Here is a 15,269-nt window from a genome sequence, read left to right on the forward strand (position 1 = left end):
TTTGGTCAAACTTAATATCAAGTTGGTCAAACTTTATTAAATTTATAATTGATTGTATTTACTAATGTTTATGTTTTTAATTTGGTGGCAAAATGTTACAAAGATAAAGCCCTTAATTTAAGGGCTTTATTATTTAATAAAAAATCAGGTGAATATAAAAGCAGTTAATCTCGTGAAAACTTTATGAGTTCACCCTGTTTTGTGTAAGTACTGGTTGTATTTTCCAAAGAATGCATATTTCTTGATTTCATGCTAATAATTTGACCAAAATCTTCATCTAAATAACCAAGTGGTAGTCCACATAGCATTTCAAGATGTTTCTTTAAGCCAAATTCATCAATTATTTTAGACTTAGAAAAACCACCTTGTTCCAACATTAACTTGATTGAGTTTTTTAAAGCAACAGGCTGTTCTGGTTTGGTTTCGAGATCATAAGGCTCACATTTGTGATAGCCACGATATCTTAAGCTTCTCCATAGTCGAGATGCTTGATCTTCCGAAAGCATTTGCATGGATTGTGCTTTATATATCATTGCTGCTATTGAAATACCCCAACGTTTTTTTAACATTGTTAATGATTCAATAGATATTTTATTAGCCTCTGCAATAAATGCATTAGGAGGGAATAGTAAGCAATTTGCAAAATAGTGTGCTTGTTCCTCCAAAAGATTGAATCTAAGTTTTTTATCTTCATGAGTTAAATTTCTATGCATAATTAAATGCCCTAACTCATGAGATATATCAAATCTGCTTCGAAAGTAGTTGTTTTTATCTGCTGCAATAAAAATGAATGGTCTATCATTAATCCACGCAGAACTCCCATCCATATCATCATAGCCAATCTCAAATCGTGTAACAATAACCCCAGATTTTTCAATACGCTTAGTGAGTTCTAGAAGAGGGGAAACACCTACTCCCCAATGCTTTCTTAACCTAGAAGCAATATCCTCAATTTGAGGGTATGTAAGCAATAGTGCTTCGGTTCTACTAAGACTATCAATCAAGTTAACATCAGGAAAATTGATCCAATCTACTGCAATATGATAGATTTCAGATAAATTCAGAAGCATTTCATTTGATCTATCACCTGGAGCTTTTAGTAGTCTCTTTTTTGCTCTATTTAAAAATAAAGGAGAACCTTGATTGGGAATAGGTCTTAAAAACCAATGATATGGAATTTTAAGAGCTTCGGATAATTTTTCGATAGCTTCATTTTGAGGAAAATGAGTCCCATCTTCCCACTTTGTTAGTGTTGACGGGGAAACATTTATCATTTCTGCTAGAGCGGCCTTTGTGAGTCCGTCATACATGAGACGAGCACGTTTTAGTCGCTCGGACTGGAATTGCTCTATTCCTTGCATGATTAATACCTTTAAATACTACTTTTTAGGGGCAGCTTGATCGACTCTACGCTTGATAGATACGATGTCATCCTCTGCTATGTCTGTCATAGGTTCTTTTGCTGATGCTTTTAATTCATCGAGAGAGAATGTTAGTAATGAATAGAATTCTGTTGGGTGAGGTAGAATCAACTCAAAATCAAGTAATTGGTTTTCTCGATCCCAATAAATGGATGCATATACAAAAAGCAAGGAATTTAATGGAACTTCATCACCTAAAAGAGCGATGTCATCAAGCAAATCAGGTTGAACTGGCTCAACTAACCCCTGATTTAGAGCAGCCTGATTAGCAAAATAATGAGATTTCATTACATTGCGACTAACTCTTCTTGTAATTATTAAATTGCAAGAAGACGTTGTTACATGAGTATAGAAATGTCCTTTTGGGGATGTTTCTTTAACGATAACATTGTGCCCATTTGCTCTAGCAACATTAAATAACTCATCCATTAAAACATCAGGTTCAAGTTTGGGTGATACTTGATTGGCAATTTCTGGGTTATGAAAATTTGATAAAACAAATTCGTTTGAATTTAATAGTCTATTTGTTATATCAATAGACAACGATTCAAGGAAATTACTTTTTAGCTCATGAGCTAAGCGACTCTGAATATGGGGTTTCAGTTCATCCAATGTCATTATAATACCGTTCATAAGTTTATTTTGTCAAAAAGTATATAAAAAATTTCGTATGTTGTATATATTTTAATTATTTTTAGTTGTTTTTTTGATCTTTATGATGTGTGAATTTTTTACCAACAGAATTATTTCCAACTTTTTATAACTAATTTGAGTAAAAAATAGTCAGAAATAATTTTGGAATAAAAAACAACTAAAAAGCTAAAATTTACTTTCTCTCAATATGGTAATTTTCATCAAAGAAGTATGAGTCCGAAATGTCTAGCCATGCATTTAGCTCATATTCAAATTCAAGCACCCGATTTTTAAACAACCTAATAACACGATTATTCTTAAAACTAAAATGCGAAGTCTCAGATGGTAACTCAGACCAATCTACTTCACCACACTCAGAGAACCAGTCTTCCCAAGCTATTTGAATTTCAGATATGTAAAACTCTTGCTTCTCTTTATTCCAAGAAAATGGATGCTCTGTTTGTAATTTTTTCACATGTTTTCTAATAAAAAACTTATTCTTTTTGTGGTGCTCAATAAATTCAGCAATCTGATTTTTAATAAATTGATATGGAACATCAATTTCACTATTAATACTTAAATCATATGCTTCAAGAATATCCATTGCACCAAAAGCACGTTGAGTTTTATTCCACTCTTTATAGTGACTGCTATAGTCAGAGTCAGCATGACCAATTGCTTCAGCAAAGTCTAAACGTCGTTCACCACGCTTCTTTAAATTCACATATCTTTTTAATGTGTTCCATGATTCATGCAAAGTAATTGTTTGAAGTTTAGGGATAGAAAAACCATCCTCAGCGTAACGAGTTGCAGCTTCATGCCGTAAATCATGAAAGCGAAGATCTTCAATTTCAAGTTGAGAACACGCTCTGGTGAAGTATGTTGAAATAGTTGCTGCATTCATTGGAATTAATAATTTTTCATCGCCACCTAATTCAAGCATTCGAGCGCGTGTTTCTTTATCTAAAAATTTATTAATTAAGTCGATAGCCTTAGGTTCAAAGTGGGCATATTTATGGTTTCCTTCAGACCCATCTGGATGCTTAGCATCGCGCACGAGCCATTGTGTATTATGTTTATCATAATCAGAGAGTCTCAAAGAGCATATCTCATCTTCACGTCTACCTGAATAAATGGCAAACCATATGATTAAATGCATTGGAATGGATCTGCGTTTACGTTTCCATTTTTGATAAAAAAGTGTTGTGAGAGCTTGCAGTTCATCATTGGTAGGTAGTCGATCTCGTACTTTAGATTTAGTTACAATGCGTGATTTACGCAAACCAATTAAAGATTTATCAAACTCAGAAATGACACTCTCAATTTGCTCACCCCAAACATATTCGGCATGAACCAAAACAGCTTTAATATGACTCATATCTTTTAAAGCGGTAGATGGGGCAACACCATCAATCCCTCTTAAAGGATCTCCTTTACGTCTGGAAATTGCATGATCCGCAAAATCCTGACGTGTTAATGAATAAATATTCTTCTCTGCAATCTCCATGTTAGAGATATGGTTTAATGCTCCTGTTTTTGTGCGAGCAAAATTATCTGCCTCGCTTAAATACCTTTTAATGAAATCAGCCAATGTTGCTTGCTTGACTTCAGCAACAGGGTTAAGAATTTTATCTGGATTCAATTCTATTTCAGCTTCAGTGCGTTTAATCCACTCATCAGCTAAAGATTTTTTACTAAAAGTTTTGGATGCTTTGAAATCAGGGTAGCCTTCTTTTTTTATGCGAACTTGAGCACGATAGCGTATAGTGCCATCCAATAGTTGACGTTTAGTGACTGTACCCATTAAATTGCACCCTGAGATTTCTACGGTGCAATCAGGGTGCAACAACAGGGTGCTAGAAGTCAATAAGAGTCGATTCAAAGAAGTTAAACGAGGTTAAAGAAATTGAGTCAAAACAATGTAGTTAAAGAATTGTTTGATAAACCAATAAGTAAGAAACTTTGGGTCGCACCTATGGCAGGTGTCACAGACCGTCCCTTTAGAACTCTTTGTAAATACTTTGGTGCAGGTCATGCCGTTAGTGAAATGATGACATCTGATCAAACTTTACGTATGACCAAAAAAAGTCTGTATCGTGCCAATTTTGATGGTGAATTGGCGCCGATTTCCGCACAAATTGCAGGTTCAGAACCTGAGCAACTTGCTGAAGCTGCACGTTATCAAGTATCAAACGGTGCCCAAATTGTTGATATTAATATGGGATGTCCTGCTAAAAAGGTGTGTAATAAGCTGGCAGGGTCAGCTTTACTCAAAGACGAAGATTTAGTCGCTCGTATTTTAGATGCTGTTGTGGCTGCGGTAGATGTTCCTGTGACTTTAAAGACTCGTTTAGGTTTTTTAAATGGTCATGAAAATATTATGCGAGTTGCCAAACGAGCTGAAGAAGCAGGCATTGCAGCATTAGCACTACATGGGCGTACACGTGAAGATATGTATTTAAATACAGCACGTTATAGCTTAATCAAAGAAGTGAAAAGTATGCTGTCTATTCCTGTTATTGCAAATGGCGATATTGATAGCCCTGAAAAAGCCAAATATGTTTTGGATTATACAGGAGCCGATGCGGTCATGATTGGTCGAGCTGCGCAAGGTCGTCCTTGGATTTTTCGTGAAATTGCACATTATTTAGAAACGGGTGAACATTTAGCTGCACCAGATATTCAGGAAGTAAAAGAAGTATTACTCGGGCATTTATCTGAGCTTTACCAATTTTATGGTGAATACTCAGGTTGTCGTATTGCTCGGAAACATATTGCTTGGTATACCAAGGGTTTGCGTTCAAGTAATGAATTTCGTCAAAATATGTATAAAGTTGAAAGTACCATTGAGCAAGCAAAAGTTGTTGAAAATTATTTTAATCACTTACTTGATCAAGGACAGATCATGAGTGATGTTCAAGTTGAAAATGTAAACTTACTTGAAATTAAATAATTTAGCTTTGTGTATAAAAAACCACGCTAAAAGCGTGGTTTTTTTAAGCAGTTAAATCTAATTGAAATTAGATTTTACCTACTAAGTCGATTGAAGGAGCAAGAGTTGCTTCGCCTTCTTTCCATTTAGCAGGACATACTTCACCTGGGTGAGCATGTACATACTGAGCTGCTTTAACTTTACGAAGAAGTTCAGATGCATCACGACCAATACCACCAGCATTGATTTCGATGATTTGGATTTTACCTTCTGGATCGATTACGAAAGTACCACGGTCAGCAAGACCAGCAGATTCGATTAATACTTCGAAGTTTTTAGCAAGAGTCCAAGTTGGGTCACCAACCATTACGTATTGGATTTTTTTGATTTCTTCAGAAGAATCATGCCAAGCTTTATGAGTGAAGTGAGTGTCAGTAGAAACTGAGTAGATTTCAACGCCTAATTTTTGGAATTCAGCATAGTTGTCAGCAAGGTCACCCAATTCAGTTGGGCAAACGAAAGTGAAATCTGCTGGATAGAAGAAAACTACAGACCATTTACCTTTAAGATCAGCTTCTGTAACTTCGATGAATTGACCGTTTTGGAAAGCTTGTGCTTTAAATGGTTTAACTTCAGTATTAATTAAGCTCATCATTATCTCCATGATTGAAGTGAGTATCTAATTTAAAATTAGCATAAAGTATATTTCTTTATTGGGGAAATAGTATTTTTTTATGGTTAAGATCGGAAAAATCGAATTAACCAAACACGAAAACTATTTCTTCAAAAGATCATTTTGTTCATACAAGACAATTTTCAATATTGATTGATATATTAAAAATATGTTAATTGAATGACAAAACAATCCAATCAAATACACAAACAAGATGCAGTCAGTGACAGTGCTTTTCAAGGGTATTGTTGCAAAAAAGAAATAAAAAATATTTTAGTGTATATATTTTATTCAGCTAAGATGCTCATGGCTTGGCATGAAATTGTATAAAATGATCATTGATCAAAGTATTCGCATTATTGCTGTGTTGGCTTTGCTGATTTCATCATTATCTCTACTGGCAGGAGATAATGCATTTTGTCTATATGAATATATCGGTCAAAATACAGTCTGGTCACTTGATGAGTTAAATGGCGGTATCAGTAAAGATCCAAGTATATTTGGCATGTGTGCCATGACGGCATTGATTTTCTTGTTTCCCTTACTGTTGTCTTATCATCGGGGATGGTATGTATTGTTTTTTGCCATACTGATCGTGCTGCAAATGATTTTCCTGAGTACCATGATCGATTCACCTTCGGTATTGGGCTTGGTTTATGACAGTATTGTGTATTGTCAAAATTATTGGCTCTTGCTGTGGGTAATTGGAGAATTGCTATTTTTTATTTTAAGTTTAGTGTTTATTTTTCATGAATTTTAAAAATACAAAAATATTTGAAATCAATACTTATAAAATCATCATTTTAGTTTTCTTATTATTGGCAAGTTGTTGTATTTTTCAGATCGTCAAGACAGATTCAAACATCATGGGGGACGATGAAAATAATGGCTACTCATTATTATAAATTTATCGCAATTTTTATTTTAGTGCTTGCGTCCTTAAGTACCTTTGTTGCATTTGCCAATGATAACGCTTTTTGTGTAACAGGTTATGGTGCGGAAGGCGTGACTTATTTTAATCAACTGAATGGCTTTACATCGGATGAGCCTTTGCTTTTTGTTTTTGCAGGAATCATCGGAATATTTTTTGCTGTTTTTCTTGGTTTTACTCGAACTAAAATTTGGTTTTTGGTGATCAATGTGTTTCTGCTTTTGTGCCTTGCAATTCCGATGAATATGTTTTCTACAGCACCTTTTTATCAAGTAATGTATGACAGTATTTTTCTATGTAACCATTATATATTGTTGATCTCTGTTGTGATGTTTTATGTATATTGCTGGGTTGTCGTGCTGTATTTATTTAAATCTAAGTATTGAAAATAGATTGATCTTTAATTCTATAAGCGCACAGCGTAAAATATACGGTTCAATTTTTAATATTTAGGAATGTGCATCTGTGCCAAATCAGTTTAATGTCGATCAATTGGTCATGGTTCGTGATCTTCATCGTTTAAATCGGCTTAAAAAAGGCAAAGAAGCCAACCCAGAAAAATTTCAAGAACTATTTGAAAAATCTAATCAACAAGTTAAAAAAAGATGTGCAAGTTTACCCACCATTAAACTCAATCAAGATCTGCCTGTCACACAATATGCAGACAAACTGATTGAAGCGATTCAAAATAATCAGATTATTATAGTGGCAGGGGAAACAGGTTCGGGTAAAACCACACAGCTTCCACAAATTGCCATGCTTGCAGGTCGTGGTTTGACGGGCATGATCGGTCATACCCAACCCCGTCGTTTGGCTGCACGCAGTGTTTCACAACGTATTGCGGAAGAAGTGGGGCAAAAACTTGGTGAGTCGATTTCCTTCAAAGTTCGTTTTAATGAACAAGGCTCCAATAATTCTATTGTTCGTTTGATGACGGACGGGATTTTGTTGGCTGAACTATCCAATGACCGTTATTTAAATAAATATGACACGATTATTATCGATGAAGCGCATGAACGTTCGCTGAATATCGATTTTATTATGGGCTATTTAAAAACCATTGTTAAAAAACGTCCTGATTTAAAAATTATCATCACCTCTGCAACTTTGGATGTAAATCGTTTTAGTCAGTACTTTAATGATGCCCCGATTTTTGAAGTGGAAGGGCGTAGCTTTCCTGTAGAAGTCCGTTATCGTCCAATTTCAGAAATGACGATAGGTGGCAGTGATGACGATGACTTTGATGATTTTGAAGAAAATCTACCACGTGCGGTGGTCAGTGCTGTAGAAGAATGTTTTCATGATGCGGAAAGTAAAGGGCATCCTGAACATGCGGATATTCTGATTTTTGCCAGTACCGAACAAGAAATTCGGGAATTACAGGAAACGTTGCATAAGTTTGGTCCAAAACATACCCAAGTTTTACCGTTATATGCACGTTTAGCACTTGCCGAACAACAAAAAATCTTTAATCCATCAGGTGGCGGACGACGCATTATTATTGCCACCAACGTTGCGGAAACAGCTTTAACTGTACCGAATATTCGCTATGTGATTGACAGTGGTTTTGCGCGTATGTCGCGTTATAACTATCGTTCACGGGTGCAGCGTTTACCGATTGAGGCGATTTCACAGGCAGCCGCAAATCAACGGAAAGGGCGTTGTGGTCGTATTGCACCGGGTGTTTGTATTCGTCTTTTTAGTGAAGAAGATTTTCAAAGTCGTCCTGAATTTACCGAACCTGAAATTAAGCGTACCAATTTGGCATCGGTGATTTTACAGATGCAAAGTTTAGGCTTAGGTTCGGTTGAGTCTTTTGATTTTATTGAGCCACCTGATCATCGTTTGGTGAATGATGGTCGTAAGTTGTTAATTGAGTTGGGTGCGTATAATGAACACAAGGACGATTTAACTAAAATCGGTCAGCAAATGGCGAAAATGCCAATCGACCCACGCCTTGCTCGGATGATTTTAGGCGGTGCGCATTTTGGTGTTTTAAATGAAGTCTTGATCATTGTCGCAGCCCTTGCAGTACAAGATCCGCGTGAACGTCCTGCCGATAAGCAAATGCAAGCAGATCAAAAGCATGCGTTGTTTAAAGAAGCGGATTCGGACTTTTTATTCTATATCAAACTATGGAATACCCTGACAGAAAACCGTGAAAATTTAACTGAAAATAAACGTCGTACTTTTGCAAAACAACATTTTTTAAGTTGGTTGCGTTTACGTGAGTGGAAAAAAACCCATGAGCAATTACTTGATTTGGCTCAAGGTTTAAAACTATCTTTTAATGACAAGAAAGCCAGTTATGAAAATCTGCATCGTGCATTGCTGACAGGTTTATTGTCTTTCATTGCCAATAAAACGGACGAAAAAAATGTCTATATGGCAGTACGTCAGCAAAAAGCCCGAATTTTCCCTGCATCTGCCTTGCATAAAACCAATACACCTTGGGTGATGGCATTTGAAATGGTGGAAACCTCTCAGGTTTATTTGCGGACTTTGGCAAAAATTGAACCTGAATGGATTTTATTGGCTGCGCCGACCTTATTGAAACACCATTATTTTGAACCGCATTGGGCGAAAAAACCGGGTGTGGTGAATGCTTATGATCAAATTTCACTGTTTGGTTTAATCATTGAACCAAAACGTGCCACTAACTATGAAAAGGTGGATCAGCCTGCGGCACATGAAATTTTCCTACGTGATGCTTTGACCACAGGAAATTTGGGTACGACACCGCCATTTTTAAAGCACAATTTATTAAAACTCGAAGAAGTTGAACGAGTTGAAGATAAGTTACGTCGTCGTGATTTGGTGGTGGATGAAGAAACCATTTACCAGTTTTATGCATCCAAAGTACCTGCGGAAATTGCCAGTCGCCGTAGTTTTGAAGATTGGCGAGCAACGATTGAGCCGAAAAATCCACGTTATTTGTTTGTGGATGATGATGATTTGTGGATGAATGATCGTCCAACCACGCAGCAATTTCCTGACTATTTACACAATGGTTCATTGCGTTTAGCGGCAAGTTATCGTTTTGATCCAAGTCATGATGAAGATGGCGCAACGGTTAAAATTCCTGTACAAGCCCTGCCACAAGTCGATGAAAATATTTGGTCGTGGGGAATTCCCGGTTGGCGTTCAGATTTGATTGAAGCCCTATTAAAAGCTTTGCCTAAAGATAAACGCCGTAATTTGGTGCCGATTCCTGATACGGCAAAAAAATTGATGAAAGCGGTAGATGCACAGCATTTACGTGAGCATATTTTCGACTTTTTAGCATTTCAACTGCGTGGCGAGCAAATTAATGCCAAAGATTTTTCGTTTGAACGTATTGATCAATACCTGATTCCTTTGATTAAAGTGATTGATGAAAAAGGTAAATTGATTGAAAAAGGACGTGATCTTGACGAGTTAAAAGCACGTTGCCGTACAGAAACACATAGCCCGGTCAAACAACTGAAAGGTGAGTTTAAAACGTTTCCTGAGCAGTTTGTGTTTGAAGCCTCGCAAAAAGTCACAGGCGTCGTGGTGAAGCAATATCAGGCGCTTGTGGCAACCAAAGCATTTGCGCAGTTGGATGCAAAAGATGAGTCGGGTGTGGTGATTCAAACCTTCAATGATCAGGATGAAGCGATTAAACAACACCGTGAAGGGGTGATTCGTTTGATTCATTTGCAATTGGGCGATTTGATTCGTCAGTTGAAAAAGCAGATTTCTAAACCTTTGGCTTTGGCTTATTCGCCATTGGGGGATCGGGCTCAGCTTGAACAAATGCTGGTTTATGCAACCTTACAAATGAGCATTGAAAAGTTACCCATTAATGCAGAAGAATTTGCGACATTAACAGCAGATGTGAAAAAGTCATTTTTAAGTCATGGTCAGGAAGCATTAAAACTGATCAGTGATATTTATATTCAATGGCAACAGATTCGTCAGCAATTGCTCATGCTGGATCAAGCTGTATTTGGCAAAAATATGGATGATATTGAAGATCAGCTTGATTTGATGAGTCTGGCGAATTTTGTCTATACAAAATCAGCTGATGTTTGGCAAGAATATCCACGTTATTTAAAAGCATTGTTATTGCGTTTGGATCGTTTGCCGAATAATCTAAGTCGAGATGATGCTGCAATTAAAGACGTTGATCCGTGGATGGATAAATTGTTTAAGTTTAAACAGGATCCACGTGTCAAAGATGTGTATTTTATGGTGGAAGAGTTAAGGATTTCTTTGTTCTCTCAACCGATGAAAACCAAGATGCCAATTTCAGCAACCCGTATACAAAAAGTATGGGAAAAGCTCGGAATCAGTTAGAATAGAAATAATTTGAAATATTTGTGAATTTAGAAAAGGAGTTTTCCATGGGCATCCGCATTACAGGAACAGGCTTGTATCATCCCGAGGAAATCATTACCAATGAAGAATTGGTGGATTGTTTAAATGCTTATGTAGAACAATTTAACAGTGAAAATGCTGAAAAAATTGAAGCAGGCGAAGTTGTTGCACGTCGTGGTTCAAGTGCAGATTTTATTGAAAAAGCGTCAGGTGTGAAACGCCGTTATGTGATTGAAAAATCTGGTGTGTTGGATATTAACCGTTTACGTCCACGTCTAGAAGAACGCTCAGATGAAGAGCTTTCTATTCAGGCTGAGTGGGGCGTAATGGCTGCGAAGCAAGCGATGGAAAATGCAGGTGTAACTGCTGAAGATATCGATGTGGTGATTTTGGCATGTTCAAATTTACAACGTGCCTATCCTGCGGTTGCGATTGAAATCCAAACCGCGCTGGGTATTCAAGGCTATGCTTATGATATGAACGTTGCATGTTCGGCTGCAACTTTTGGTTTAAAACAAGCCTATGATGCAGTGAAAACAGGTGCACGTCGTGTGTTGTTGGTGAACGTAGAAATTACTTCAGGTCATACTGACTATCGTTCACGTGATTGTCACTTTATTTTTGGTGATGTGGCAACAGCGTCGATCATTGAAGAAACAGACAGCAAAACAGGTTTTGAAATTGTGGATACACACTTATTCACGCAATTTTCAAACAATATCCGCAATAACTTTGGTTTCCTGAACGGTTCAGAACTGACATCTCGTGATGATAAACAATTCCGTCAGGATGGTCGTAAAGTCTTTAAAGAAGTTTGTCCATTGGTTGCGAAAATCATTTCTACGCAATTGGAAAAGAACAGCATTCAGCCTGAAAATGTCAAACGTTTCTGGTTGCATCAAGCCAATGCCAATATGAATGAATTGATTTTAAAATTGATTGTGGGTAAACAAGTGGCGGAAGCTGACCCTGATTTAGTGCCAATTATTTTGGATGAATTTGCCAATACTTCTTCTGCAGGTGTGATCATTGCGTTGCATCGAACTGCAGATCAAGTGAATGATGGTGAATATGGCGTACTGTGTTCATTTGGTGCGGGTTATTCGGTGGGTTCGATTCTTGTGCAAAAGCATGTGGTTTGATTTATTCATAACAGATCTTGCGTAAATACTTATACGTAATTGTTATGAAATATAGATTAAAAGTCCCTTCTCCTTGGGGATGAGGACTGAAAGTCAGCAAGAGGATGAGGGAGCTTGATTTAATTAAAACCTCTCCCTAGCCCTCTCCTAAAAGGAGAGGGGACTTCTGGTATAAATATGGAATTATTGAAGTTTTTGTAGGGATACAGTATGGTAAAAAAACAATTAGAAATTAAACATAATTCCAAATTATTACGTGCAATCAGTGCATTGCAACGTTTTTATTTTCGTCCCACTTTTTTAGGGGCTGAAAATATCAATCCTCAAAAACCTGCCATGTATGTGGGAAACCATACTATTTATGGTGTGCTGGATTCTTCGATTCTCATCGACTATTTATATAATGAACATAAAATTGCCATTGTCAGTTTGGCAGATCATATGCACTTTCATATTCCTATATGGAAAGAAATGGTGAAGCGAGTTGGTGGTGTCGATGGTGTACAAGCATATGCCCGACAAGCCATGCAACAAGGCTATTCCATTTTGGTTTTTCCCGGCGGTGGTCGTGAAGTCATTAAACGAAAGGGTGAAGCTTACCAACTGATTTGGAAGCAACGCTATGGCTTTTTAAAACTGGCACAGGAATTTGGCTATGACATTGCACCATTTGTGGCTTTGGGCGGAGATGAAGTTTTTGAACTGGGTTTTGATGTCAATATGCTGTTAAAGCAAAAATGGTTTAATAAAATTTTATCCAATCCAAAAATAGGTTCGTTTTTGAGAAATGGCGAGGTGATTCCTTCGATTCCAAAGCATATTATCCCCAAAAGAATTCCGTTTTATTTCAAGTTTATGCCACGTTTAAGTATTGATCAGATTGAAAACATGGAGGATATGATTCAGTTTCGTGATGATTTACAGCAACTGATTTATGCTGAAATTGCAGCTTTAAAAGTGTATCGAGAAAGTGATTGTAAATAAATAATCAAAATTTTCTCTATTGATAATACTTCCATTTACTTCAATGTTAGCTAATCTAGTCTCTATCAAAATAAATTAAAATGATGAAATCATGTATACAGCTTCATGTCTTTGTGGCGGAATTCAACTTAAAATTAATACAGAAATTCCTGAAGTGTTTGTTTGTCATTGTGGGCAATGTCAAAAAGCACAAGGTTCAGCTTTTGTTGCCATTGCGCCCATTGAAACTAAATACTTAGAAATTTTACAAGGACACACATTATTTTCAGAATACTTTGCAACTGAAAATAAAAAGCGCGTGTTTTGTAAAGCATGTGGTTCCCCTTTATTTAGTGCGCGTTTAGATTTACCAGAAGTGATTCGTTTAAGAGTCGGAATTATCAATGAGCCATTGAGTGCACATATTGCATCACATGCTTTTATCGACTATAAAGCAGCATGGTTTGAGATTTTAGATGAGGCTAAAAAATTCCACGAAGGGCTCAATTAAAAACGAAAATATAGCGATATTTTAGTGTAATTTTATTTGTTTTTAACGAGAAAATAACGCATTCCATATTTATATAAGTTTAAGGAAAATAACAAAACTTAAATAATTTGCCGAATTTTTCGGCGCATACTGATCCATGTAATAAAAAGTCACATAACAAATAAAATTTCATGTGAGGAGTATTGAAATGGATCTGATTTCATTATTGAAAGAAAGAGTGACCCCCATAGTACTAAAAGGTGAATCGACGTATTTAACAGAGAAAAGTACAGCATTGGCTGAGTTTTTCCCTTTTGTTTTAACTGTATTAAAGGCGAAGCCCAGTTTAATCTCGTTGTTTCAAAATAATTTAAATCCAAGATTAGATGATTTATTTAATACACATAGCGCTTTGAAGGAACAGTATTTAGATAGTGTTAGTCAACATGTGCCTCATGGTGAAATTGAAAATGTTTTAAATCGGTCAATTCCAGCGACTTTAAATGTATTAGAAGATGAAGCGGGCTCTCATGACCCTGCTGTAATACAGCATTTTTTAGAACAAAATTATGATGCAATTTCTGCGGGCTTAGCTCCTTGGGCGCGAGGGATTTTAGCCGCTTTAGGGCTAGGTACTTTAGCTGCAACAGCAAATACAACATCACAGGCTGTGCCTCCTGTTACGCCAACACCTGTTGTGGAGGAGAAGAAAAAATCAAATTTTTGGGCAGCCTTAATTGCTTTATTGATTCTATTGTTTTTGGCTTTTTGGTTACTGCGTAGTTGTAAGACAGAAGAGCCAACACCCGTCACCAATAGCACAATGACCAGTTCTAGTCAGCAACCTGCATATTTCCAAATCTCAACAGACCAAGCAGGTGCATTAGTCACATGTCAGGCAAAGATTGGTGATGCAAATTATATTGATATTTTACAAAAAGAAGTCAAACAAATTTTTAGCCATCAAAATGGTTGTGGTGTAGATTCGAGTAATAATTTTAATGCAGCTCTCGTAGATCAGAATGCTTTAGTGAGTGTATTAAAATTGTTGAAAGGTGTACCAAATGTCAATTTGGTGTGGACAGGAAATCAAATCAGTTTACAAGGTGCAGATACTGCGAGTTTAAAAGCGTTAGCAGATAAAATCACACCGTTGGTCAAAGATGTGCAAGTCGTTGTGGGTGAAGCAGCAAGTTTAGATGAGGGGGCGGCGGTGACAAGCAGCATTGACAAAGCGAAAGCGGCTTTGAGCAATATTGACCCAAATCAAGTTCGTCCCTTAGATATTGCGACTGCATTAAACTTACAGATTATTAACTTTGCGACAGCATCTGCTGAGATTCCTGATGTGAATAAGTCGGTATTAGACCAAGCCGCAGCATTAATGAATAAAGTACCAAATGTACAATTGGTTGTAAAAGGCTATACCGACTCGACAGGAAATGCTGAAGCAAATAAAGCATTATCACAAAAACGAGCAAAATCGGTTGTAGATTATTTGGTTGCAAAAGGTGTAGACCCAAGTAAATTACAAGCGCAAGGTTTTGGTCAAGACCAACCTGTCGCAGACAATGCAACCAAAGAAGGGCAATTTAAAAATCGCCGCATTGAGTTTGAAGTGATTAATACTGAAACAGGTACAGTGCGTGAAGTAGATAACAACGGGGTTGAAGAAAAAACGCAATAATCGCCAATAGCATTAAAACGGGCGATTTAGGTCGCTCGTTTTTATTTGCTTTCATT

At 36.8% G+C, this 15,269-nt stretch carries 12 protein-coding genes; 8 read left to right on the plus strand and 4 right to left on the minus strand.

Going from position 1 to position 15,269, the window contains the following annotated elements:
- Window positions 1-164 precede the first annotated feature (164 nt).
- The 3 genes from C9E89_RS09120 to C9E89_RS09130 all read right to left on the minus strand — a co-directional run bounded on the left by C9E89_RS09120 (window position 165) and on the right by C9E89_RS09130 (window position 3,858).
- Complete coding sequence (locus C9E89_RS09120; protein WP_107008012.1) at window positions 165-1,361, minus strand: XRE family transcriptional regulator; 1,197 nt, start codon at window positions 1,359-1,361, stop codon at window positions 165-167.
- Window positions 1,362-1,379: 18 nt separating this feature from the next.
- Window positions 1,380-2,039, minus strand: a complete 660-nt coding sequence (locus C9E89_RS09125; RefSeq protein ID WP_107008011.1) for a hypothetical protein — start codon at window positions 2,037-2,039, stop codon at window positions 1,380-1,382.
- 208 nt (window positions 2,040-2,247) lie between these two features.
- Window positions 2,248-3,858, minus strand: a complete 1,611-nt coding sequence (locus tag C9E89_RS09130) for a tyrosine-type recombinase/integrase (RefSeq protein ID WP_107008010.1) — start codon at window positions 3,856-3,858, stop codon at window positions 2,248-2,250.
- Window positions 3,859-3,987: 129 nt separating this feature from the next.
- Here C9E89_RS09130 and dusB point away from each other — a divergent pair, with 129 nt between their 5' ends.
- On the plus strand, window positions 3,988-5,007 hold the full coding sequence (gene dusB, locus C9E89_RS09135) for a tRNA dihydrouridine synthase DusB (RefSeq protein WP_265935924.1): 1,020 nt from the start codon (window positions 3,988-3,990) through the stop codon (window positions 5,005-5,007).
- A gap of 67 nt (window positions 5,008-5,074) precedes the next feature.
- Here the strand turns inward: dusB and ahpC are convergent, their stop codons facing one another.
- Window positions 5,075-5,638, minus strand: coding sequence for an alkyl hydroperoxide reductase subunit C (gene ahpC, locus C9E89_RS09140; protein ID WP_068972746.1), 564 nt, complete (start codon window positions 5,636-5,638; stop codon window positions 5,075-5,077).
- 337 nt (window positions 5,639-5,975) lie between these two features.
- Between ahpC and C9E89_RS09145 the strand changes: the two genes are divergently transcribed.
- From C9E89_RS09145 to C9E89_RS09175, 7 genes are all read left to right on the plus strand, one after another.
- A complete protein-coding gene (locus C9E89_RS09145; protein ID WP_107008008.1) occupies window positions 5,976-6,419 on the plus strand; it encodes a hypothetical protein in 444 nt (147 codons plus the stop codon).
- Between the two features lie 125 nt (window positions 6,420-6,544).
- The gene (locus C9E89_RS09150; protein WP_107008007.1) at window positions 6,545-6,976 is read left to right on the plus strand and encodes a hypothetical protein; all 432 of its coding nucleotides are present in this window, start codon (window positions 6,545-6,547) and stop codon (window positions 6,974-6,976) included.
- A gap of 79 nt (window positions 6,977-7,055) precedes the next feature.
- A complete protein-coding gene (gene hrpA, locus C9E89_RS09155; protein ID WP_107008006.1) occupies window positions 7,056-10,910 on the plus strand; it encodes an ATP-dependent RNA helicase HrpA in 3,855 nt (1,284 codons plus the stop codon).
- 47 nt (window positions 10,911-10,957) lie between these two features.
- Window positions 10,958-12,073: a beta-ketoacyl-ACP synthase III gene (locus C9E89_RS09160; protein WP_107008005.1), complete on the plus strand. Its 1,116-nt coding sequence runs from the start codon at window positions 10,958-10,960 to the stop codon at window positions 12,071-12,073.
- A gap of 210 nt (window positions 12,074-12,283) precedes the next feature.
- Entirely contained in the window at window positions 12,284-13,057 is a 774-nt protein-coding gene (locus tag C9E89_RS09165) for a lysophospholipid acyltransferase family protein (protein WP_107008004.1), read from the plus strand.
- A gap of 91 nt (window positions 13,058-13,148) precedes the next feature.
- Window positions 13,149-13,547, plus strand: a complete 399-nt coding sequence (locus C9E89_RS09170) for a GFA family protein (RefSeq protein ID WP_107008003.1) — start codon at window positions 13,149-13,151, stop codon at window positions 13,545-13,547.
- A gap of 187 nt (window positions 13,548-13,734) precedes the next feature.
- Window positions 13,735-15,213: an OmpA family protein gene (locus C9E89_RS09175; protein WP_228199010.1), complete on the plus strand. Its 1,479-nt coding sequence runs from the start codon at window positions 13,735-13,737 to the stop codon at window positions 15,211-15,213.
- Window positions 15,214-15,269: the final 56 nt, after the last annotated feature.

This window comes from Acinetobacter sichuanensis (assembly GCF_003024515.2).
Classification (GTDB): Bacteria; Pseudomonadota; Gammaproteobacteria; order Pseudomonadales; family Moraxellaceae; genus Acinetobacter; species Acinetobacter sichuanensis.